Raw genomic sequence first — 25,347 nt, 5'->3', positions numbered from 1 at the left:
GGGTGTGCCGACGGATCACTTTCGCACCTTCGCTTCGTCTCGAATTCCGACTCGGTCCGCACCCGTTTTCCCGGGGCGTAGTTGCACCACGGCAGAACCTTACGGGTTATGCACTCGATACAACAGTAGTAATCGTTACAACAGCGCGGTCACATCATGCCGCATCAGCCACAGCCGCCTCATCGCGGCCCGGTCGCCCGGTCACCCGCGTCGAGCAGCTCCGCGAGCCGCGGCCCGATCTCGGCGAGTGCCTGCGGTGAGGTCATCTGATCGTGCACCACGGCGATGGGCCGATCGCGGATTTCGCCGTCGACATACCGGGCCCAGTTCGCGGCCGCCTTCTCGTGTCCGAGGGCGCTGAAATACTCCAGCCTGCCCCGGAATACGGCGGGCCGGTGCTCGGCGATCAGTTCCGCCGAACGCACCGCGCTGCGATAGATGCGGCGCACCCGTTCGGGGGTGAGCACGGCCATGTTGGCCGGGATGATCGCGTGCAGGGCGGCCAGCGCCTCGTCGCTGAGTTCGCGCACCCCGTTGGTCGCCACGGCGGCGCTCAGGTCGACCCCGAGCTCGGCCAGCGCGTCGCGCACGGCGGTGTGGAAATCGGGGACGTCGATGTCGGGGTGCGAGTCGAGCATGGCGAGCATGCTCACCTGCTCGCCGTCCGCCTGCAGTTCGGTGGCGACGGCGTGGGCGAGCACACCGCCGAGCGACCAGCCCATCAGCCGGTAGGGGCCCTGTGGCTGGACGGCTTTGATCTCGATGACGTAGCGGCGGGCCATCGCGGCGAGGGTGCCCGGCAGGTACCCGGACTCGCTGAGCGCGGGTGACTGCAGACCGAAGATCGGTCGGCGCGCCGGAATGTATTGAGCCAGCCCGGCATAGCACCAGGCAAGCCCGTACATCGGGTGCACGCAGAACAGCGGGCCACCCGCTTCGGTGCCGTGCGGCACGCGGTTGCGGATGGGCAGCAGCACGCCGAGGGCGTCGTCGGATTCGAGGTCGTAGTCACCGGCGCCCGCCTGGGTGGCGTCGATGCGTTCGGCGAGCGCGGCCACGGTGGCGTCGCTGAAGAACCACTGCACGCGCACGTCGGCGCCGACGCGGGTGCGCAGCCTGCTGATGGCCTTGGTCGCGACGAGCGAGTTGCCGCCGAGCTCGAAGAAGTCGTCGTCGAGGCCGACCTTGCCCGCGCCGAGCACCTCGGCGAAGACCTCGGCGACCGCGCGCTGGACCGGGGTGGTCGGTGGCCGGTAAGGCCGGGTGGTCGCCGCCGGGACGGGCAGGGCTTTGCGGTCGAGCTTGCCGCTGGCGTTGAGCGGCAGCGCGGTGAGCACGACCAGCGTGGCGGGGACCATGTACGCCGGGAGCGCGGTGCGGGCATAGGCCAGCACTTCGGCTTCGACCAATCCACTTGTACCCGCACCGCTTTCGATGGAGTAGCCCGCCGCCGGGGTGGCGGTTCCCGGCTGCTCGGCAGGCGTTTCGGCGGGGACGACATAGCCGACGAGGCGGTCACCGGTCGGACCGTGCACCAGGGCGACGGCGGCGTGCCGCACCGCCGGATGCCCGCGCAGGACCGCTTCGACTTCACCGAGCTCGATCCGCTGACCCCGGAGTTTCACCTGGAAGTCGCTGCGCCCCAGGTACTCCAGCGCGCCGTCGGCATCGAGCCGGACCACGTCGCCGGTGCGGTAGAGCCTGCCGCCACCCGGGTGGGCGACGAACCGTTCGGCGGTGAGCGCGGGCGCGGCGAGGTAACCACGCGCCAGCTGCACGCCTTCGAGGTACAGCTCGCCCGCGATGCCGGGCGGGACCGGCCGCAGGTGCCGGTCGAGCACGTGGACGCGCGTGTTGGCGACCGGTTTGCCGATCGGAATGTGCTCCCCCGTAGCCACTTCGGTCGCCGTGACGACGGTGGCCTCGGCCGGGCCGTACCAGTTGACGAGGTCGGCTCCGGGGAGCACCTCGGCGAACCGGCGCGCGGTCGGTGCCTGCAGTGCCTCACCGGCGGCGAATACCCGTCGCAGCGAGGGCAGTTCGCCCGCGCGGCGGTCGGTCAGGAAGGCATCCAGCATGGACGGCACGAAGTGCACAGTGGTGACGGAATTTTCGGTGATGACCTCGGCGAGGTAGTCGGGGTCGCGATGACCGTCGGGCCGGGCGATGACCACCGCCGCACCGGTCTGCAACGGCCACAGCAGTTCCCAGGTGGAGATGTCGAAGGTGACCGGTGTCTTGTGCAGCACCACATCGCCGGGGCTGTGCAGGTAGTCGCGTTGCGCCCAGCGGAACTGGGCGACGAGCTGACGGTGGGTGAGCATGACGCCCTTGGGTTTTCCGGTGGAGCCGGAAGTGTGGATCACATAGGCGAGGTTGTCCGGCGCCGGTTCGGCCAGCGGTGCGGACGCGGGGGCGAGGGTGTCGATCTCGACGATCCTTGCGCTGCTGTGGAATCCGGTGCCCGTGGTCGTGAGCACACACAGCGGTGCCGCGGCGGCGAGCACGCGTTCGGTGCGTTCGGCCGGATGGTCCGGGTCGACCGGTACGTAGGCCGCCCCCGTGCGCAACACCGCGTAGATGCTGGTGACGAGGTCGATACCGCGCCGCATGGCGACCGCGATCAGCACCTCCGGGCCGGCTCCGATCGCGCTCAGCGCGGCGGCCAGTTTCCGTGATCTGGCGTCGAATTGCTCGTAGGTGTAGCTGTTCTCCCCGTCGATCACCGCGACCGCGTCGGGTGTGCGGGCCACCTGGGCGTCGAACAGCGTCAGCAGCGTCGAGTCGTCGAGCAGTTCCGGTGCGTCGGTGACGTTGAGCGTGGTGAGGGTGCCGCGTTCGTCGGCCAGCAGCACGTCTAGTGCGCCGAGGCGGGACTGCGGGTCGGCCGTGAAGCGGGCCAGCAGCAGTGAGAACCGCTGGGACAGCAGGTGTGCGGTGTAGGCGTCGAACACGTCGCGCAGGTACTTCACCGACACACGCAGTTGGTCACCTGCCACCACCTGCACGGTGAGCGGGTAGTGGGTGCCGTTGGTCGCGTCGAGACCGGTGATCGCGGCCGACCCACTGGCGGCCCGGTCGATCGCCGCCCGGTCGACGGGGAACGACTCGAACACGACGAGCGAATCGAACAGCGCGTCGACACCGACGATCTCCTGGATCTCACCGAGACCGAGGTAGTGGTGGTCGAACAGGGCGGCCTGCTCGTCCTGCAGGGTGCGCAGCAGTTCGGCGACGGTGTGCTCGGGCCGCACCCGCACCCGCACCGGAATGGCGTTGAGGAACAGCCCGACCATGCGTTCCACGCCGGGCAGCGCGGCGGGCCTGCCCGAGACGGTGGCACCGAACACCACGTCGTCGCGATCGACGAGGCGGGCGATGAGCAGACCCCAGGCCGCCTGCACCACGGTGTTCACCGTGACGCCGAGGTCGGCGGCGAGCCGGGTCAGCGCCGCGGTGTCGGCAGGTGTGAGAGCGAAGCCGGTTTCCCCTGTGCCCGAGGCGATTTCGCGGCCCTTCTCGACCGGGGCGAGCGGGGTCGGTTCGGCCAGGCCGGTGAGCGCGCCACGCCAGGCCTGCCGGGCGGCGTCGAGATCCTGTTCGGTGAGCCAGGCCAGGTAGTCGCGGTACGGCGCCGGTTTCGGCAGGCGACGGGTGCGCCCGACGGTGTAGGCGGCGAGCAGTTCCTGCAGCAGCAGCGGCATCGACCAGCCGTCGATGAGGATGTGGTGGCTGGTCACCAGCAGGTGTGCGCGCTGGGGTGTGCGGACCAGGGTGAAACGCAGCTGTGGCGCCACGGCCATGTCGAAATGTGTTGCCAGGTCGGCACTTCGGATGCGTTCGTAGGTGGCTTCGTCGGCATCGATCACCTGCCACGGCACGTCCACGTCGTCGAGGACAACCTGCAGCGGTGTGCCCGACGGGTCGGTGGCGAAGGCGACGCGCAGGTTGTCGTGCCGGTCGAGCACGGTCTGGGCAGCGGTGTGCAGGCGTTCGGTGTCGACGGCCGGGTCGAGGTCGAGCACGAACTGGGTGATGTAGGGGTCGACCGAGTTCTCGGCGAGCAGGGCATGGAACAGCATCCCGGACTGCAGCGGTGTCACCGGCCAGATGTCGCTGAGCCGGGGGTAGCGGCGCACCAGGCGGTCGAGTTCGGTCTGACCGAGGCGGACCAGGGCGAAGTCCGACGGGGTGAATCCGCCCGCGTCGGGTCGCAGGCCGTGTTCGGCGAGTCCGCCCAGGGCGCGGATCCAGTGCTCGGCGAAGTACTTCACCGCGTCGGCATCGAGAACTGTTGCGGCATAGTCGAAGCGGGCGACCATGCCGTCGGCGGTGGCGTCGACGGTGAGCACGAGGACCAGGTCGTCGACGGCCACGTCCGTGTGGACGCGGGCGGGTCTTAGGTCGCGCACCCGTACCGCGAAACGGCCGCGGTCGACGGTGCGCACGGTGTCGGCCGCGTCGGCGTCGAGATAGCGCAGCAGTCCGAAACCGGCGCCGTGGGCGGGCACGGTGCGGCACAGTTCCTTGATCTGGGACAGGGCCGTGCCCGCGGCGGGGCCGCCGACGAGCGCGTCGGCCGGGTCGACGCCGTCGAGGCGGAGGGCGAGCGGGAAGTCGGTGGTGAATCCGCCGACCACGTTCTCCGCGTCGTGCCGTCCGAGGACGCGCTGGTCGGCGCGCAGCCGGACGACGCTGCCGATCGCGCGGACGGCCGCCGAATCGGCTGCGGTGTGCAGTGCGAGGGCGACGGCGGTGAGCAGCACCTCGTCGAGCGTGGCGCGGTAGGCCTCGGCGACGGTGCCGACGGCGGCGGTGCCCTCGCCGGTGATGCTCAGCGATACCCGGCGACGCTGGCGCAGGTCGCCCGGATCGGCCACCCTGGCGCGCACGGCGCGGTGCCAGTACTCGCGTTCGGCACGGGCGGCGGGCGAGGACGGGTAGTCGGCGAGGCGGCGGATGAGGTCGTCGAGACCCGCGTCGGGTGCCGAGGGTGCGGCGTGGCGGCCCCGGCTCCAGGCGGTGGTGAGCTGGTCGACCACGGCGCGCCAGGAAACCTCGTCCAGCACGAGCGCATTGGCCACCACGACGAGGGTGAACGGGCCGTCGCCGGTGAGGATGAAGTGGATGTTGCGACCCTCGTCGGGGTCGAGCGCGGCGGCCGCGGCGGCGACGATGTCGTCCACGGGCAGCGAGGCCTCGCCGTCCTCACCGGCCAGTCTGCGGAAGGCGCCGCCGGTGCGTTCCGCGGGCGGCGGGATGCGCAGTACCGGGTCGGGTTCGGTGCGGTCGAGGACCGCCCACAGCATGGGGTGCTGGTTCATCACCGCGGCCGCGACGGCGGCGACGGCCTCGTGGGGGCAGTCGGCAGGCACGTCGAGCAGCAGTGCGCGTGGTTCGACGGCCTGCTCCCCCGCTTCCAGGAGCTGGGCGGCGGTGGCGGTGAGCGGCAAGGCGCCGGTGCGGGTGGTCGCCTCGGCGGTGAGTTGCGCGCGTTCGGCGAGAGCGGCCACGGTCCGCGCGGCGAACAGGTCGCGCGGACGGAGGGTGACGCCCGCGTCGGCGGCCCGCGACACCACCTGGATGGCAGTGATGCTGTCGCCGCCGAGGGCGAAGAAGTCGTCGTCCACACCGACCCGGTCGTGGCCGAGCACCTCACCGATCACGCGGGCGACAGCGCGTTCGGCCGAGCTACGCGGCGGTCGGAACTCGCGGCGGCCGAGCACCGGATCAGGCAGGGCGCGGCGGTCTAGTTTGCCGCTCGGGGTGAGCGGCAGGTCGTCGAGCGCGACGACGGCGGCGGGCACCATGTAGTCCGGCAGCACCTTGGCGGCGGCGGCCGTGAGCGCGCTCGGTTCCAGGTCGGTGCCCTGCACGTACGACACCAGCATGGTGGATCCGGTGCCGTTGTCGCGACCGACGGTGGTGACCCAGCCGACGCCGGGGACGCCGGCCAGCACGGCGTCGATCTCGCCGAGTTCGATGCGCAGGCCGCGGATCTTCACCTGGAAGTCGTTGCGGCCCACGAATTCCAGCACGTCGCCGCGACGGCGGACGAGGTCGCCGGTGCGGTAGAGGCGTGACCCGGCCGGCCCGTACGGATCGGCGACGAAGCGGGTGGCGGTGAGGCCCGCCCGCTGGTGGTAGCCGCGGGCCAGCTGGATACCGCCCACGTAGAGCTCACCGGTGGTGCCTTCGGGCACCGGGTGCAGGCGCGGATCGAGGATCAGTGCGCGGAGGCCACGGATCGGGCCGCCCATGTGCACGTCGGTGCCGTGCAGCGGTGCGCTGATCGTGGCGGCGATGGTCGCCTCGGTGGGGCCGTAGGCGTTGTGCAGGCGGCGCTGCGGCAGCGCGTCCCATCCGGCGGCGAGGTCGGCGGGCAGGTGCTCGCCGCCGACGATCAGGACGCGCAGGTCGGGCAGGCCCTCGGGCTCCAGGGTGGCGAGCACGGTCGGGGTGAGGAAGGCATGGGTCACCCCTTCCGTGCGGATCAGTTCGGCCAGGTCGGTGCCGCCGACACTGTCGGCCGGGGCGACGACGAGCGTGCCGGCACCGCCGAGGGCGAGCAGTAGTTCCAGCATGGACGCGTCGAACGACGGTGAGGCGAATGCCAGTGCGCGCGTGGACTTGTCGAGCCGGTAGCGCTCGACCTGTTCGGCGCAGAAGTTGGCGACACCGGCATGAGTGACCACGACGCCCTTGGGCAGACCGGTCGACCCGGAGGTGTAGATCATGTACGCGGCACCGTCCGGGCGCGCGGTGCCGAGGAGCTCGATCTCGCGCAGCCCGACACCGGGATTGGCCGCGACCTCGGCGGTGAACGCGCGGTCGTCGAGCGCCACCCAGCCACCGGCGGCGGGCAACGCGGGCAGGTCGGCGAGTTCGGCGGCCAGGGTGACGCCGAGGGTCGCACCCGAATCGGCGACCATGTGCGCGATCCGGTCGAGGGGGTAGCCGGGGTCGATCGGCACGATCACCGCGCCGGTGCGGGCGATGGCCCACAGCGCGAGGACGGATTCCACCGATCGCCGGATGGCGACGGCCACCGGCACTTCCGGGCCCGCGCCACGCGCGATGAGCGCACGGGCCAACTGGTTGGCGGCCGCGTCGAGGTCGGTGTAGGTGAAGCCGCGTCCTTCGCCGCGTAGCGCGATTCCCGACGGGTTGGCGCGGACGGCGTCGCCCATGAGCTGGGCGAGGGTGCGCGGCGGCGCGGCGGGTGGGCCCGCGAAGGTTGTCTGCGCGGCGAGTTCCTGGTCGTCGAGCAAGTCGATATCGCCGACGGGCACGGTGGGGTCGGCGACGACTGCGGCGAGCAGGCGTGCGAAACGGGCGCCGAGGGTACGGACCGTCGATTCGTCGAACAGGTCGGTGGCGTAGGTGAATTCGGCGTACATGCCGCCGTTGCGCTGCTGTTCGCGCACGGTGAGCAGCAGGTCGAACTTGGCGTCGGCGGTGCGGGCGTCGAGGGCGTGCACGGCGAGACCGGGCAGTTCCACGGTCACCGGGGCGAGGTTCTCGAACGACAGCGCCACCTGGAACAGGGGGTGCCTGCTGGTCGAGCGGGCCGGTCGGACCGCGTCGACGACCCGCTCGAACGGGACGTCGGCGTGGGCGAAGGCGCGCAGGTCGGTGTCGCGGGTGGCGGCGAGCAGCGCGGTGAACGGTTCGTCGCCCGCGACGCGGCTGCGCAGCACGAGGGTGTTGACGAACATGCCGACGAGGTCGTCGAGTTCTCGCGCGCCGCGACCGGCGATCGGGGTCCCGATGGCGACGTCGTCGGTGCCGGACAGGCGGGCCAGGAGGGTGGCGAGCGCGGCCTGCACGACCATGAACACGGTGACGCCTTCGCGGCGGGCCAGTGCGGCGAGTCCGGCGTGCAGGTCGGCGTCGATGTCGAAACCTGTTGTGGTACCGGCGAAGGACTGCACCGCCGGGCGCGGCCGGTCGGTCGGCAGGTCGATCTCGTCGGGGAGGTCGGCGAGTTCGGTGGTCCAGTAGGCGAGCTGGTTCGCGGCGATCGATGACGGGTCCGCCTCGTCGCCGAGCGTATCGCGTTGCCACACCGCGTAATCGACGTATTGGAGGGGCAGTGGCGTCCACGCGGGCGCGGCGCCCGAGGTGCGCGCGGTGTAGGCGAGCACCAGGTCCCTGGTGAGTGGGCCCATCGAAAAGCCGTCGGCGGCGATGTGATGCGCGACGAACACCAGCACGTGTTCGTCGGCACTCAGCCGGAGCAGACGCAACCGGACCGGTGGCGCGGCGGTGACATCGAACCCGGTCGAGGCGGTGCATCGCACTTCGGCGAGCACGTCGTCGGCGGTGACCGGTACGGGCGTGAGGTCGAGGTCGACCGCCCCCGGTGCCAGCACCTCCTGCACAGGACCCCGTTCGGTGCCGCGCCCGGCCGTGGCGCCCGCCGACGCACCGGTCGCCGGTTGCCCAGCCGTCCCCGTGCCGCGATGCCCTGTGCTGGCGCCCGCCGACGCACCGGTCGCCGATTGCCCAGCCGTCCCCGTGCCACGGTGCGCTGTGCTGGCATCCACCGACGCACCGGTCGCAGGTTGCCCGGCGGCGGTTCCCCTGGTGAGCGCCGCAGGCTGACGGGTCCGATCGTGCGGGGTCGCCGGGTAGCGGGTGCGCAGGACTTCGTGGCGGGTGAACAGGTCGCGGACGGCGGCCTCTAGGGCGGGCAGGTCGAGGGTGCCGGTGAGGCGGATGGCGGCGGGGATGTTGTAGACGGTCGCGTCGGGGTCGAGCTGGTTGAGCAGCCACATGCGCTGTTGGGCCAGCGACAGCGGCACCTGGGCCGGGCGCGGTCCCGCGACCGGGCGCGCGGCCGACAACTCGTCGGCCCGGTGTACCCGCAGCGCGAGTTCGGTGACCGTCGGGGCCTCGAACAGCAGTCGCACGCCCACCGCACGGTTCAACGCCTCGGCGATGCGGGCGGCCGCACGGGTCGCGAGCAGCGAGTTGCCGCCGAGGGCGAAGAAGTCGTCATCGGCACCGACGTCGTCCACCCCGAGGATGTCTGCGTAGACCCCGGCGATCAACTGCTCCGTAGGCGTCGTCGGCGCCCGGAAAGCGGCGGATTCGAAGACCGGCGCGGGCAGCGCAGTGCGGTCCAGTTTGCCGTTGACGGTGCGAGGCAGCGCATCGAGCACCACGAATGCCTCAGGTACCAGGTACGCGGGCAGTTTCTCCCGCAGCGCGGACTTGACCTGCGCCACATCGAGTTCCGGGCGAACGGCCGGGGCGGATGCCGCGACCGAGTTCTCGGCAGCACCGAAATGCGCGGCGCGGTCGGCGGCCGATTCAGAGCGGGTGCCGCCGACAGCCGGGTACGTGCTCGCCCCTGGAGCGGTGCCGCCGGACGCCCCGGTGATGTCTCCACCTTCGGCCGCGCGGGAGGCCGTCGGCACCACGTACGCGACGAGGCGGTCGCCGTAATGGGCGTCGGTGCGTGCCAGGACGGCGACTTGCGCGACCTGCGGGAGGCCCAGGAGCGCGGCTTCGACCTCGCCGGGTTCCACCCGGAAGCCACGGACCTTGATCTGGAAGTCGGTGCGGCCCAGGTAGATCAGTTCGCCATGGGTCCCACTGTCCGCGGGCGTGCGGATGACCAGGTCGCCGGTGCGGTACATCCGGGCACCCGGCTGGAAGGGGTCGGCCAGGAAGCGTTCGGCGGTGAGGGCCGGTTTGCGCAGGTAACCCCTGGCCAGCTGAACACCACCGAGGTACAGCTCGCCACGCACGCCGGGTGGCACGGGACGCAGACGCTCGTCGAGCACGTAGACACGGCTGTTCCACTCGGGCGCGCCGATGGGAACGGTCTCGGTATCGGCGGAGGTCACCCGATGGTCGGTGATCGAGACGGCCGCCTCGGTGGGGCCGTAGAGATTGTCGATCCTGTCGTCCGGCAGGGCATTCAGCAATCGCTGCGCCAGCGCCGCGGGCAGCGTTTCGCCGATGGCCAGGATGCGGCGCAGCGGGGGCGTTGCCGCCTCCCAGTAGCCGACCAAGGTGTCGAGCAGCGACGGGACCGCCGTGAGGGTGGTGACGTCCGCGTCGGCGATGAGCGCGTCCAGGTAGGCCGGATCGCGGTGCCCGTCGGGTGCGGCGATCACCAGGCGTCCACCACAGACGGCCGCCGACCAGAACTCCCACACCGAGAGGTCGAAAGTGGCGGGCGTCTTCAGCAGGAACGCGTCGGCGGCGGTCGTCTCGAATTCGGCACGAAGCCACTGCAATTGGTTGACCACAGCCGCATGCGGGACCGCGACACCCTTGGGTCGTCCGGTGGATCCCGAGGTGAAGATGACGTAGGCCGTGTTCTCCGGACGCAGCGGCGCGCGACGATCCGCATCGGTCACCGGGGCCGGATCGGCGGACTGCACCGCCGGATGGTCCACCCGGACCACGGGCGCCGCGTCGGTGCGGAAGCCGTTGGTCAGCACGCAGATCGGGGCTGCGGTGTGCAGGATGTAGTCGGTGCGGTCGGCGGGTTGATCCGGGTCGATCGGCACGTAGGCGCCGCCGGAACGAGCCACCGCGTACATGGCGACCACCAGGTCCACCGAGCGGGGCAGGGCGAGCGCGACCAACGTCTCCGGGCCGACACCGAGCGAGATGAGATGGCGGGCAAGGCGATTCGCACGCGCCTCGAACTCGGCATAGGTCAGTTCGAGACGGCCCTCGGGCAGGTCCGCGACAAGGGCGATCGCTTCGGGCCGCGCGGCGGCGGGCAGATCGGCGAGGGTGCCCGTCGGCATCGCGAGATCGGCGGCACCGCTGACGATTTCGCTCGCCCGTTCGACGGCCGTGCGCAGATCGACATCGCCGACCACCCGGGCCGGTTCACGCACGATCGCGTCGAGCAGCAGGTTCAGCCGCTCGGCGAACCCGGCCACGGTGGCGGTGTCGAACAGGTCGGTGGCGTAGGTGAAGAACCCTTCGATGCCGGTGGGGGTGCCGTCCCCGCCGTACCCGTCACCGACGATCAGGTGCAGGTCGAATTGCGAGACCGCGAGATCCGCGGGCACCGGGGCGATCCGCAGACCCGGCAGTTCGAGGGTGGCGTGGTCCACGTTCTGGAAGGACAGGCCGACCTGGAACAGCGGGTGACGTGCCGTGGAACGCGGCGGGTCGAGGACCTCCACGAGCCGTTCGAAGGGCACATCGGCGGCGGCGAAGGCGGCCAGATCGCGGGAGCGCTGGTCGGCGAGCAGCTCGGTGAAGGCCGCGCTCCCGTCGTAGCGGGTGCGCAGGACGACGGTGTTGACGAACATGCCGATCAGGTCGTCGAGTTCGCGTTCCCCGCGTCCGGCGACGGGTGTCCCGACCGCCACGTCGGCGGTACCGGCCAGCCGCGCGAGCAGCACGGCGAAGGCCGTGTGCAGCACCATGAAGACCGTCGAACCGGTCTGCTGCGCGATCCGCGCGAGCCCGGCGTGGGTGTCGGCGTCGATCCGCACCGGCACCCGGTCACCGGCGAGCGAGGCGACGGCGGGGCGCGGGCGATCAGCGGGCAGTTCCAGCAGGTCCGGCAGCTCGGACAGTTCCGCCTGCCAGAAGGCAACCTGTTGTGCCGCAAGCGATTCGGAGTCGCTTTCGGCGCCCAGCCGATCCACCTGCCACAGCGCGTAGTCGGCGTACTGCACCGGCAGACTCGCCCAGTCGGGCGCGTGACCGGCCGCCCGTGCGAGATAGGCGGTGGTCATGTCGCGTACCAACGGCGCCATCGACGAGGCGTCGGCCGCGATGTGATGCACCACCACCGCGAGCACGTATTCCGTCGGCGCGTCCGGATCGGCACCGGTCACCTCGAACAACCGCACCCGCAAGGGCACCTCGGCCGTCACATCGAAGGCGGTCGAAGCCAGTGCGGTGATCTGTTCGACCAGCTCCGCGCCGGACCCGGACTCGGCGGCGCCCACACCGGCGGGCTGATCGTCCCCGAAGCCGGAAACACCGGAGGTCGGGTGATCCGCACCGGCGGCAATGTTCACGACCGGGAGCTTGGTGGTGGCGAAGGGGTCGGCGGGTTCACCGATGCGGTGGACCGTGATGCCGAGGTCGACCTCGTCGGCGGGCAGGATCCGCTGGATCGGGCCGTCGCCGGAGTCGGGGTAGACGGTGCGCAGGACCTCGTGGCGGGCGAGGACGTCGTGCAGGGCCGTGGTGAGGGCCGCGACGTCCAGGTTGCCGGTGAGGCGCAGGGCGAAGGGGAGGTTGTAGGCGGCGGTGCCGTCGCCGGTGGCGCCCTGATCGAAGCGGTTGAGGAACCACATGCGGCGCTGGGCCGGTGACAGTGGGAGGTCGGCCGGGCGGTCCAGGTTGCCGAGGGTGGAGACGGTGTCCGCCGTCGCGTCGACGGCGGCCGGGTCGAGGGTGGCGGCGAACGCCGCGACCGTCGGGTGCTCGAACAGGGTGCGCACGGGGATGCGGCTACCGGTGGCGGCGCCGAGACGGGCGACCAGCCGGGTCGCGACAAGGGAGTTCCCGCCGAGGGCGAAGAAGTCGTCTTCGGCGCCGATGTCCTTGCGCCCCAGCACTTCTCCGTAGAGCGCGGCGACCAGCCGCTCAGCCGCGGTCGCGGGGGCACGGAAGGCGCGCGTGGTGAAATGCGGTGTGGGCAGCGCTTTGCGGTCGAGTTTGCCGCTCGGATTGAGTGGCAATTCGTCGAGCACGGTGATGGCGGCCGGAACCATGTACGCCGGAAGCGTTTTGGATACCAGGGCGAGCAGACGATCCGGATCGGCGGCGCGACCGGGCGCCGGAACCACATAGGCCACCAGCTGATCGCCCAGTTCGGTCGCGGTAACCACCGACACTGCCTGGCTCACGGATTCACTTGCCAGCAGCGCGGTTTCGATCTCACCGAGCTCGATGCGCTGGCCACGGAACTTCACCTGGAAGTCGATGCGTCCCAGGTAGTCGAGCCGCTGGGGCTCCCCGGCGGTCGGCCTGCGCCACACCACCAGGTCACCGGTGCGGTACATGCGGGCGGCACCGGTCACCGAGCCACCGAAATCGGCGGCGAACGGGTCGGCGACGAACCGATCGGCGGTGAGACCGGGCCGCGCGACATACCCGCGCGCGAGCTGATCGCCCGCGAGATAGAGCTCACCCGCGACGCCCGGCGGCACCGGCCGCAGCCGCTCGTCGAGCACGTACACCCGGGTGTTCCACTGCGGCAGACCGATCGGCACCGACCGCTCCCCCGCCCTGGCGGGCCAGTAGGTCACCGAGACAGCGGCCTCGGTCGGCCCGTACAGATTGTGCAGCCGCGCCGAACACACCTCGGCCATGGCATCGACGGTTTCCGGCGGCAACGCCTCACCGATCACGAAGACGTCGCGCAATGTCGACAAGCTGGCAGGCTCGGCCCCGACCGGCCCGGGCAGCGGGTTGGCCGAGGTCCGCGAGGCCCGCAGCGACCACGCGGGCGGCTCGTCCTCCTGAGCGGGCGCGGTAGCCAGCGCGGAACGCAAGAGCCGCTCGCGGGTGACACGATCCCCGACGGATCCCGACGGGGCCGCCGGGGACGGACCACCCAGACCGTGCGCCTGTCGCGAACCCGAACCGGACTGCGTCGAGCCACCGAGCCCGGACGAAGCCTGACCGGCATCGCCACCGCTCGTCGCCGAACCACCTCGGAGCCCCGCGGAATTCCCGGGCACACGCTGCGGCAGCCCACCCGCCACGCCTCGCGGCGATGCCGAGTCGGCGGGTCCGCCCGAGGCCTGCGTGGCGTCGGCGACCACACCGGCAGCGTTGTCGCCAGGTGCCGACCCGCTCGTCGCGGACTCGACTTCCGGCCGGTCGGCGCGAGCCTGCGCCGCGAAAACCGTGAGCATCGACGGCACGAAGTCGGTGACGGTGACGCGGTGGGTGTCGATGAGATCGATGAGGTACGCCGGATCGCGGTGGCCGTCGGGGGTGGCCAGCAGCAGAGTGGCTCCCACGCGCAAGGGGAGGAAGTAACCCCAGAGGGACACGTCGAAGGTGGTCGCGGTCTTCTGGAGGTAGACGTCGCCCAGGACCAGGGGGTATTTCGCCAGCATCCACACCAGCTGGTTGTGGATGGCGGCGTGCGAGATCAGCACGCCCTTGGGTTTGCCGGTGGAACCGGAGGTGAAGATGACGTAGGCGGGGTGCTCGGGGTGCAGCGGGGCGAGGAGTTCCTCGGGGCGCACCGGCTCGACGGACACACCGGTGGTGTCGAGTTCGTCGACCAGCACCACGCCGATCCCCGTGGGGAGGGCTGTGGCGTCGGCGCGGGTGCTCACCACGCAGGCGGGGCGGGCGGTGTCGAGGATGTAGGCGATGCGGTCGGCCGGGTGATCCGGGTCGAGCGGCACGTAGGCGCCACCGGCGGTGAGCACCGCGTACATCCCGATCACCAGTTCCGGCGAGCGCCGAACAGCCAGTCCGACAAGGCTTTCCGGGCCGACACCCGCACCGATCAGCACGCGGGCCAGCGCGTTGACCCGCTCGTCGAACTGCCGATAGGTGAGCGCGACGCCCTCGTACACCAGCGCCGTTGCCGACGGATGTGCCTGCACCGCACGGCGATAGGCTTCGAGCACGAGCTCCGGCGCCACCGGGTGGGTGGTGTCGTTCCAGGCGACGATGCTCTGGTGACGTTCCTCGTCGGTGAGCAGGTCGACCTCGGCCACACTCAGCGACGGCTCGGCGGTCACCGCCGAGAGCAGGCGGGTGAAGCGCCCGGCCAGGTTCTCGATGGACGCCGCGTCGAACAGATCGGTGGCGTAGGTGAACAGCGCCGCCATCGGTTCGGCCGGATCGGTACCGGGCACGACGGTCAGTTGCAGGTCGAAACGTGCGACCGCGCCACCGAATTCGACGGGTGCCACTTCCATGCCGGGCAGCCGCAGCGTCGGCAGGTCGAGGTTCTGGAAGAACAGCGCCACCTGGAACAGCGGATGATGCGCCTGCGAGCGCACCGGGTCGAGCAGTTCGACGAGCCGTTCGAAGGGCAGGTCGGCATGGGCGAACGCGGCCAGGTCGGCGCGTTTGGTCGCCCGCAGCAGCTCGAGGAAGCTCGCCCGCTGGTCCACCTGGGTGCGCAGGACCAGGGTGTTGACGAACATGCCGATCAGGTCGTCGAGTTCGCGGGCACCGCGCCCGGCCACCGGGGTGCCGATGGCGATGTCGTCGGTGTGGGCCACCCGGCTCAGCAGCACCGCGAGCGCGGCGTGCACGACCATGAACTCCGAGGTGCCGGTACGTTGGGCCAGGTCGGCGAGGGCGGTGTGCACGGCGGCGGGGATCTGGAAGCCGAATTCCGCACCGCGACCGCTGAATACGGGGGGACGCGGACGGTCGGTCGGCAGGTCGAGGCGGTCGGGCAGGGCGGCGAGGGTGTTGCGCCAGAAGGCGATCTGGGCGGCGGCCAGGGAGTCGGGATCGTCCTCGGCGCCGAGCAGTTCGCGATGCCACAGCGTGTAGTCGGCGTATTGCACCGGCAGAGGCGCCCAGCTGGGCCGGGACCGGTTGCGCCGAGCCAGGTAGGCACCGAGCAGGTCGCGCAGCAGTGGGGTGATGGAGGCACCGTCGGCGGTGATGTGGTGCAGGGCGATCGCGACCACATGATCGCGCGGGCCGAGCTCGGCCAGCGCCACCCGCAGCGGCACCCCGGCCGCCACATCGAAACCCTTGGCGGCGAATTCGGCCAGCCAGAGCGGCAATTCGTCCTCGGACAAACTGTCTACGAGCACCTCGGGCACCGCTTCGGCGGCGGGCAGGATCACCTGGTGCCCGACACCTTCGGCCACACCGTCGCCGTCGGCGGTTTCACCGGCGGTGAGCACCGGGTACCAGGTGCGCAGGGATTCGTGCCTGCCGACCAGATCCGACAGCGCCGCGTACAGCGCGTGCGCGTCGAACGGTCCGGTCAGGCGCAGGGCGAACGGGATCGTCTCGGCCGTGGAGTTCGGGTCGAACTGGTTGAGGAACCACATCCGCCGCTGCGCGGGCGAGAGCGGAATCAGCTCGGGCCGGCCACGCCGGGTCAACGGTGCGTGTCCTCCGGCACCTTTCAGCGGCTCGAGCAGCGCGGCAAGCCCCGCGACAGTGGGACTTTCGAAGACATGCCCGGCCGGAACGCGGGTGGACAGTTCGGCGCCGAGCCGAGCCGCGACCCGGGTGGCGAGCAGGGAGTTGCCGCCGAGGGCGAAGAAGTCGTCGTCGGCGCCGATCGGGTCGGCCGGGTGCAGCAGGTCGGTGAAGACCGCGGCGACCAGCTCCTCCATCGCACCGGACGGCCTGCGGAACTCGGCGGCGCGCAGGGTGGGGGCGGGCAGCGCGGCGCGGTCGAGCTTGCCGACGGGGGTGAGCGGGATGGTGTCGAGCACCGTCAGCGCGGTCGGCACCATGTGGGCGGGCAGACCGGCCTTGGCGTGGGCGAGCACCTCGTCGAGATCGATCGAGGCGCCCGGCGCGGCATGCACGTAGGCGGCGAGAATCGTTGTGCCGTTGTCGAGTTCGTGGCCGACGGTCACCGCGAAGTCGACGGACTCGTGCGCGGTGAGCACGGTGTCGATCTCGCCGAGCTCGATGCGGAATCCGCGCACCTTCACCTGGAAGTCGTTGCGTCCCACGAATTCGATGGCGCCGTCGGGTCGTCTGCGCACCAGATCGCCGGTGCGATACATGCGCCCACCCGCCGGATCGAACGGGTCGGTGACGAACCGGGAAGCGGTGAGTGCGGGCCTGCGGTGGTAGCCGCGCGCCAGCCCGTTACCCGCGATGTACAGCTCGCCGATCATGCCGTCGGGCACGCGGACGAGGCGTTCGTCGAGCACGTACTCGGTGACCCCACGCAGCGGGGCACCGATGTTCACCGTGTCGCCGATCTCCAGCGGCGCACTGATATTGGTGACGATGGTGGTCTCGGTCGGCCCGTAGCAATCGTGGAAACGCCGGGTGCCGGTAGCCCAGCGGCGGATCAGATCCGGCGGACACGCCTCACCACCGGTGGTGACCACGGCCAGTTCGTCGAGGCCGGTGGGATCGAGCGAGGCAAGGGCGGCGGTGGTGATGAACATGTGCGTCACCGACTCGCGGCGCAGCACCTCGGCCAGCTCGGCACCGCCGAGGATGCCCGCGGGCGCGATCACCATGGTCGCCCCCGCACCCACGGCCATCAGCAGTTCCAGCACGGCGGCGTCGAACGACGGCGACGCGAAATGCAGAGTGCGCGAGGTGGGTTCGATGCCGTAGTGGGCGCGTTGCTCGGCGCAGTAGCCCGCGAGACCGGCGTGGGTGACCACGACGCCCTTGGGCAGACCGGTCGATCCGGAGGTGTACACCACGTAGGCGGGATGCTGCAGCCGCAGCGGGCGCACCCGGTCGGCGAAGGTCACCGGGTCGCCGGGGTGTTCCTCGGCGGCGCGGCGCACCGAGGGATCGTCCAGACACAACCAGTCGACGGTGGCGGGCAGGCGATCGACGGCCGCCGACATCGACAGCCCGACCACCGCGCCCGCGTCGGCGAGCATGTGCGACACCCGCGCCTGCGGGTAGTTCGGGTCGACGGGCAGGAAGGCCGCACCGGCCTTGGTCACCGCCCACATGGCGAGCACCGACTCCGGTGAGCGGCCGATACCGACGGCGACCACGTCCTCGGGACCGACCCCACGCTCGATCAGCAATCGGGCCAACCGGTTGGCGCGCTCGTCGAGTTCGCCGTAGGTCAGGCGAACCGGCGCCGACACACCGTCGGACCAGCTCAGCGCCAATCCACCCGGGTTGGACTCCACCGCGACGGACAGCAGTTGCGGCAGCGTCTTGCCCCGCTGTCTGGCTCGGGTCCCGGACGCCCGCGACGCCCTGGTCACGACAGCCCCATCCGATCGCCGGAGTCGACTCGCCGCTGCCCGGTCATGCACGCACCTCGTACCTATCCATCCATCCCAGCCACCGCACGCCGCTGCTGCGACCGGCCGGCGTTGCCGATCATCTCACTCAACGCGACGATCGTCGCACCGGCACCTTCCCCTGGTTCGGCAACAGCGACCGCCGATTCGGTGAACACATGGCTCACCTCGTCGGCGCCGTCGTCACCGGACCCCAGAACGACTGCCGCACCGGCGATTCCGGCGGCGACAAGTTCCAGTACCCCGGCTACCGAATCCGGCCTGCCCGCCGTGCGGGTCCGTGATTCGAAATTCAGACCCGTACGCTGCCCGATCCGCTCGGCCGCACCGGCCAGTTCGTCGTAGTTCAGCACCCGGCCACCACCGACGAAGGCCACGTCGTCGCCGCGCAGGGCGCGGGTGCGGTGGGCGTAGCCGATGGGACGCGGCGACTCGGCGGCCAGTTCGGCGCGCAGGGCCGGGTCGGCCAGGTCGTACCAGTCGAGACCGTCGGGCGGGTCGAGGATGTCGAGACTCAGTCCGAGCTTCACCTCCAGCCCGTCGGGTAGCGGCGCGTCGATGGTGAGCAGCGGCACCACCGCCGCACCCGCCTTGAGCACCGCCCACACGGCGATGGCGGCCTCGGCACCCCGGTCGAGCCGGATCGCGACACCGTTGCCCGGCCCCGCACCGCGTGCGATCAGCGAGCGCGCCAACTGTGAGGAGCGGGCGTCGAACTGGTGGTAGCTGAGTTCGGTGTCGCCCAGGTCGAGGGCGGGCGCGTCGGGGTCCTCTTCCACCGCTGCGGCGAGTTCCTGGGCCAGCGCGGCACCGTTGGCCGACGGGGCGGGCGCGTAGGCCGCGGCGGTGAGCTCGCGTTCCTTCTCCCTGGCATCGCGCAGGTCGATATCGCCCACCCGCACCGCGGGATCGGCGGCGACGGCCGCGACGATCTCGCCGAAGCCACGTGCCAGCGCGGCGACGGTGTGCTCCTCGAAAAGGTCTGTCGCGTAGGTGAACACGACACCGACCTCGGCGGGTTCGCCGGTGGCGGTGTGCATGGGTTCCACGTTCACCTGCAGGTCGAACTTGGCCGAGCGCGCGGCGGAGTCCACCGCCTCGATGGTGAGCCCGGGCAGCCGCAGGATCGGTGTCTCGTTGTTGTGGAACGACAGCACCACCTGGAACAGCGGGTTGTGCGAGACGGCACCGGTGGGCGCCACCTCCTCCACGATCCGCTCGAACGGCAGGTCGGCGTGGGCGAACGCGGTGAGGTCGACTTCGCGCACGGTGTCGACGAATTCGGCGAAACCGCGCTGCGGCGTGACCTCGGTGCGCAGGGTCAGGGTGTTGACGAACATGCCGACCAGGTCGTCGAGTTCCGGTTCACCCCGCCCGGCGATGGGTGTGCCGATGGCGATGTCGGTGTCGCCGCTCACCCGCGCGAGCAGCACCGCCAGCGCCGCGTGCACGACCATGAACAGCGACGCGTTGTGCTCGCGGGCGATCTCGGCCAGCCCGGCGTGCACGTCGGCGGACAGCGTGGTTCGCACATCGGCACCGCGCAGCGAGGCCTGCGGTGGACGCGGGTGGTCGTGCGGCAATTCGATGGTGCCGGCGCGACCGGCCAGGGTGGTCCGCCAGAACGCGAGCTGGCGTGCGGCGGTTGATGTCTCGTCGTTCTCGTCGCCGAGCACCGCGCGCTGCCACAGCGCGTAGTCGGCGTACTGCACCGGCAGCGGCGCCCAGCTCGGCGAACGCCCCTCCACGCGGGCGCGGTAGGCGATCACCAGATCGCGGGCCAGCGGGGCGAGGGAGGCACCGTCGGCGATGATGTGCTGCACCACCACCGCGAGGACATGCTCCTCCTCGGCCAGCGGGTCGGTGTCGGGCACGGTGAACAGGCACGCGCGCAACGGTACTCGCTCGGTGACGTCGAAACCACCGGCCAGCAACCGCATCACCCGTTCGGCCGGGTCGTCGCAGGTCTCGATCGGCAGCCCGCCCGGCAGCACCGCGCTCACCGGCAGGATCTCCTGGTAGGGCAGCTCGCCCGGCGCGTCGGCCGGGAAGCGGGTGCGCAGCGCCTCGTGCCGCTCGAGCACATCGGCCACGGCGTAGCGCAGTGCCGAGGTGTCGAGCGCGCCGCGCAGGCGGAGCACGAGCGGGATGTTGTAGGCCGGGGAATCCGGGTCGATGCGGTTGAGCAACCACATGCGCTGCTGGGCGGGCGAGAGCGGAATGACGCCCCGATCCTGGGCGGGAACCAGCGGCGGGCGCGGGTTGGTGACCGCGCCGGGCCGCACCCGCGCGGACAGGGCGGCCACGGTCGGCGCCTCGAACAGGTCGCGTACCACCAGGTCGGCGGCCAGGGCGGCGTCGATGCGGGCGATGGCCCGGGTCGCCAGCAGCGAGTTGCCGCCGCGATCGAAGAAGTTGTCGTCCAGGCCGACTTCGGGCACGCCGAGCAGGGTGGCGAACACTTCGGCCACGCTCTGTTCGATCGGGGTGGTCGGCGCGCGGAACGTCGCCGCCGAGGTGAACTCGGGGGCGGGCAGCGCGGCCCGGTCGAGCTTGCCGTTCGCGGTCAGCGGCAGCCCGGCCACCACCATCACGGCGTCGGGAACCATGTACCCGGTGAGGAATTCGGCGACGGTCGCGCGGACGGTCACCGGGTCGAGGTCTGCCCCCGCCACCGGGACCACGTACGCGATCAGCCGGTCGCCCGCGTGTTCGTCGGCACGCACGACCACCGCGGCCTGCCCGACACCGGCGACGCCGAGCAGCGCCGACTCGATCTCGCCCGGCTCGATCCGGAAGCCGCGCAACTGCACCTGCTGGTCGCCGCGGCCGCCGTATTCGAGGGTCGGGGTGCCTCGGAAGCTGACCCAGCGGCCGAGGTCGCCGGAACGGTAGCGCCGCGATCCGGGCGGCCCGTACGGGTCGGCGACGAAACGGGTCGCGGTCAGTCCCGGCTTGCCGAGGTAGCCGCGCGTCAGCTGGTTGCCCGCGATGTAGAGCTCGCCGGCCACGCCGAAGGGCACCGGACGCAACCGGTCGTCGAGCACCCCGACCGAAAGACCGGGCAGGGCGCGACCGATCACGCTGCCCGCGGTCGCCGACGGCTGCGGCGCCAGGGCCAGGTGCGACACGTGCACCGTGGTCTCGGTGATGCCGTACATGTTCACCAGTTCGGGTGCGGCCGGGCTGTTTCCGTACCGGTCGTACCAGCGGACGAGTTTGCGCGGGTCGAGCGCCTCGCCGCCGAAGATCACGTAGCGCAGCGCGAGCGGGGCTGCACCCGCCGCCTGGGCGGCGCGGTCGGCTTCGTCGAGCTGGGCGAACGCGGTCGGTGTCTGGCTCAGCACCGTCACCTGTTCGCGGGCGAGCAGGGCACGGAATTCGATCGGCGAGCGCGAGGTGACGTGGTCGACGACCACCACCGACGCGCCGCCCGCCAGCGCGCACCACAGCTCCCACACCGAGAAGTCGAAGGCGAAGGAGTGGAACACCGTCCATACGTCGTCGAGGTCGAAGCTGAACAGCACCTGGGTATTGGCGAACAGCTCGAGCACATTGCGGTGGCTCACCGCCACACCCTTGGGCAGACCGGTGGAACCGGAGGTGTAGATGACGTAGGCCAGATGGTCCGGACGCAGCGGGGCGTGACGTTCGGACGAGTGCAGCGGGGCGTCGGAATGCAGGGCGCGCTCGTCGAGCAGTACCACCGGCAAGGCCGAGGCCCAGCCGTGTCCGGCCGCGCGCAGGATTTCGTATTCCGACGACGAGGCAAGCAGCACAGCGGGTTTCGCGTCGTCGACCACGTACGCGAGGCGTTGCGCCGGGTACCCGGAGTCGATCGGCAGATAGCCCGCGCCCGACAGCAAGACCGCGAGCAGCGCGACCGGCAGCTCCTCGGTTCGTGGCACAGCAACGGCGACAAGGGTTTCCGGGCCCGCGCCGCGGGCGATGAGCGCGCGGGCCAGCGCCGAGGCCTGACCGAACAGGTCGGCGAAGCTCAGCGACCGCTCCCCCGCCCGCACCGCGACGGCGTCGGGCTGCTGCCGCGCCTGGGCGGCGAGGAGGTCGACCAGGGTCACCTCGGGAACCGGCACACCGGGCGAATTGCCTTCCCGGAGCACGAGTTCGCGCTCACCGGGAGCGAGGACGTCGATATCCCCGACGGGCAGGGTCGGATCGGCGACCACGGTGCCGAGTACGCGCGCCCAGCGGTCGGCGAAATCGCTCACGGTGCCGCGATCGAACAGGTCGGTGGCGTACCCGAACGACACGGCCATGCCCTGCGGTGCGCCGTCGTCACCGATGTGTTCGGCGACCTCCACCTGCAGATCGAACTTGGCGATCGGCACCGTGAAATCACCGTCGCTGACGGTGAGCCCGGGCAATTCGAGGTCGGTGCGGGCCAGGTTCTGGAAGGTGAGCATCACCTGGAACAGCGGATGCCGCGACGTCGAACGGACCGGCTCGAGCAGTTCGACGAGACGCTCGAACGGCACGTCGGCGTGGCCGAAAGCCGCCAGATCGCGGGCGCGGACGTCGATGAGCAGTTGCCGGAACGACACCGCCGGGTCGATCTCGGTGCGCAACACGAGGGTGTTGACGAACATGCCGATGAGCTCGTCGAGCGCCTGCTCGCCGCGCCCCGCGACCGGAGTGCCGATGGCGATGTCACGAGTGCCCGACAGGCGCGCGAGCAGCAACGCCAGCGCGGTGTGCACCACCATGAACACGGTGGCGTTGTGTTCGCGCGCGAGGTTCTGCAGGCCCGCGTGCACCGAGGCCGGGACGTGGATGTGGTGCAGGTCGCCCTCGTGGCTCGCGACGGCGGGGCGCGGCCGGTCGGCGGGGAGTTCCAGCTGTTCGGGCAGGCCCGCGAGGGTGTCGCGCCAGAACGCCATCTGGGTGGCGAGCAGCGAATGCGGGTCGTCTTCGCGGCCGAGTAGTTCGCGCTGCCACAGCGTGTAGTCGGCGTACTGCACCGGCAGCGGCGGCCACTGCGGTGCGCCGCCGCCGCGTCGCTCGGCGTAGGCGGTGAGCAGGTCCCTGGTGAGCGGGGCGAAGGAGAACCCGTCGGCGGCGATGTGGTGGATCACGCACGCCACCACGTGTTCGGTCTCGTCGAGTTCGAAGATGCGGATCCGTACCGGCGGGGCGGCGGTGACGTCGAAGCCGGTGAGGACGGTATCGGCGACGGCGGCGGCCAGCTCGGTCTCGTCGATCGCGACGACCTCGAAATTCGGGGTGGCCAGCGGATCACAGGGCGCGAGGATGAGCTGGTGGCCGTGGCCTTCCAGCACCGGCCCGTCGACACCCTCGATGGCCGGGTACACCGTGCGCAGCACCTCGTGCCGGGTGGCGAGGTCACCGATCGCGGCTTGCAGGGCAGGCAGATCCAGGCGCCCGTTCAGGCGGATGACGAGCGGGATGTTGTCGACGGCCGAGGACGGGTCGAACCGGTTGAGGAACCACATCCGCTGCTGGGCGTAGGACAGCGGGATCTGCGCGGGTCGCGACCGGGCGACGAGCGCCAGCGCGCCCGCCGAGGTCCGCTGCTGTTCGGCGCGCTGGGCCAGCGCGGCGACGGTCGGCGCCTCGAAGACGGCCTGCACGGGCACCCGCACGTCGAGTGCGGCACCGATGCGGGCGACGGCCTGGGCGGCCAGCAGTGAGTCGCCGCCGAGCTCGAAGAAGTCGTCGTCGGCGCCGACCCGGCCCGCGCCGTCGCGCAACAGCAGCGCGGCGAACACATCGGCGACGGCCTGCTCGGCGGGGGTGGCTGGCGCGCGGAAACCGCGAGCGGTGAACACCGGGGTCGGCAGTGCGGCACGGTCGAGTTTGCCGACCGAGTTCAGCGGCAGTTTGTCCAGGACCATGATGACGGCCGGGATCATGTACGCGGGCAGCGATTCGGCGAGGAATTCGGCCAGTTCGCCGGTGTCGACCGTGCGTCCGAGCCGCGGCAGCACATACGACACGAGACCGGTGGCCCCCGACGGCATGGACTTGCCGAGGGTGACGGCGTAGTCGAGGTCGGGATGGGCGGTGAGGGCGTTGTCGATCTCGCCGAGCTCGATGCGGAACCCACGCACCTTCACCTGGAAGTCGGTGCGGCCGAGGTACTCCAGGGTGGCACCGCTTTCCACGCGACGCACCAGGTCGCCGGTGCGGTAGAGCCTGCCCGGCCCGAACGGCGAGGCGATGAACCGCTGCGCGGTGAGCCCTGGCTTGCCCAGATACCCCTGCGCCAGCGCCGGACCCGAGAGGTAGAGCTCGCCGACCACGCCCGCAGGCACCGGCCGCAGCCGCGCGTCGAGCACGAACAGGCCCATGCCGGGCACGGCGGTGCCGAGGGTGATCGGCTCGTGCGGGTGCAGGGCGGCGGTGCTGGTGGCGAGGATGGTCGCCTCGGTCGGTCCGTAACCGTTGTGGAAGTTCCGGCCGTCGACCGCCCAGCGGCCGACCAGTTCCGGTCCGAACCGGTCGCCCGCCACGACGACGGTGCGCAGGTCGGGCAGCCCGGCCGGGTCGACCGACTCCAGGGCGCCGGGCGTGATGAGCAGATGGGTCACGCGCTCGCGGCGCAGCAGATCCGACAGTTCGAAACCGCCGAACACGCGCGGCGGCGAGATCACCAGCGTGGCACCGGTGGCGAAGGTGAGCAGCAGCTCGAGCACCGAGACGTCGAAGTTCGGCGAGCACACGTGCAGTACTCGCGAATCCGGGCCGACCCCGAAGTTCTCGCGTTCGGCCGCGACCAGCGAGGCGAGACCCGCGTGGGTCACCACCACGCCCTTGGGTTTGCCGGTGGAGCCGGAGGTGTAGATGACGTAGGCCGGGTGGGCCGGGTCGATCTGGCGCACCCGGTCGGCGTAGCTCACCGCGTGCGCGGGGTGGACCGCGATGCGCTCGGCGACGACAGGGTCGTCCAGTTCGATCCAGTACAGGCTGGTCCCGAGGCTCGCCCGGTGGGCGGCGGTGGTGAGGCCCAGGGTGGCGCCGGAATCGACGGCGATGTGCGCGATCCGGTCGCTGGGGTAGGCCGGGTCGACGGGCACGTAGGCGGCGCCGGTCTTGGCGATCGCCCACACCGCGAGCACCGATTCGACGGAACGGGAGATGCCGACGGCGACCACGTCGCCCGCGCCGACACCACGGCCGATCAGTTCACGGGCCAGCCGCGAGGAGCGTTCGTCGAGCTCACGGTAGGTGAGCACCTGCTCGGCACCGGGCATGCCGGTCGGGTTGTAGCGCAGCGCGACGGAATCGGCTGCGGACTCGACAGCAGCCGTGAGCAATTGGCCGAACAGCGCTCGGCCGCCGGTTCGACGACGTTCACGGCCAGCGCGGCGGGGGCTTTCCACAGACCAATACACCTCTCGCGTCCGACGAGGCCGAACGGGACACAGCATAGATCTCTACATTGCACCGCCGACCGTCGCCG

Annotated in this window: 2 protein-coding genes; both read right to left on the bottom strand. The window is 71.1% G+C overall.

All coding sequences use genetic code 11. From position 1 onward, the window contains the following. Positions 1-179: 179 nt before the first annotated feature. Entirely contained in the window at positions 180-17,867 is a 17,688-nt protein-coding gene (locus LDL21_RS23785) for a non-ribosomal peptide synthetase (RefSeq protein WP_225281826.1), read from the bottom strand. Positions 17,868-17,929: 62 nt separating this feature from the next. Continuing rightward, complete coding sequence (locus tag LDL21_RS23780; RefSeq protein WP_225281825.1) at positions 17,930-25,267, bottom strand: non-ribosomal peptide synthetase; 7,338 nt, start codon at positions 25,265-25,267, stop codon at positions 17,930-17,932. Positions 25,268-25,347: the final 80 nt, after the last annotated feature.

This window comes from Nocardia rosealba, from assembly GCF_020216065.1.
GTDB lineage: Bacteria > Actinomycetota > Actinomycetes > Mycobacteriales > Mycobacteriaceae > Nocardia > Nocardia rosealba.
This window is presented reverse-complemented; position numbering and strand designations above follow the sequence as displayed.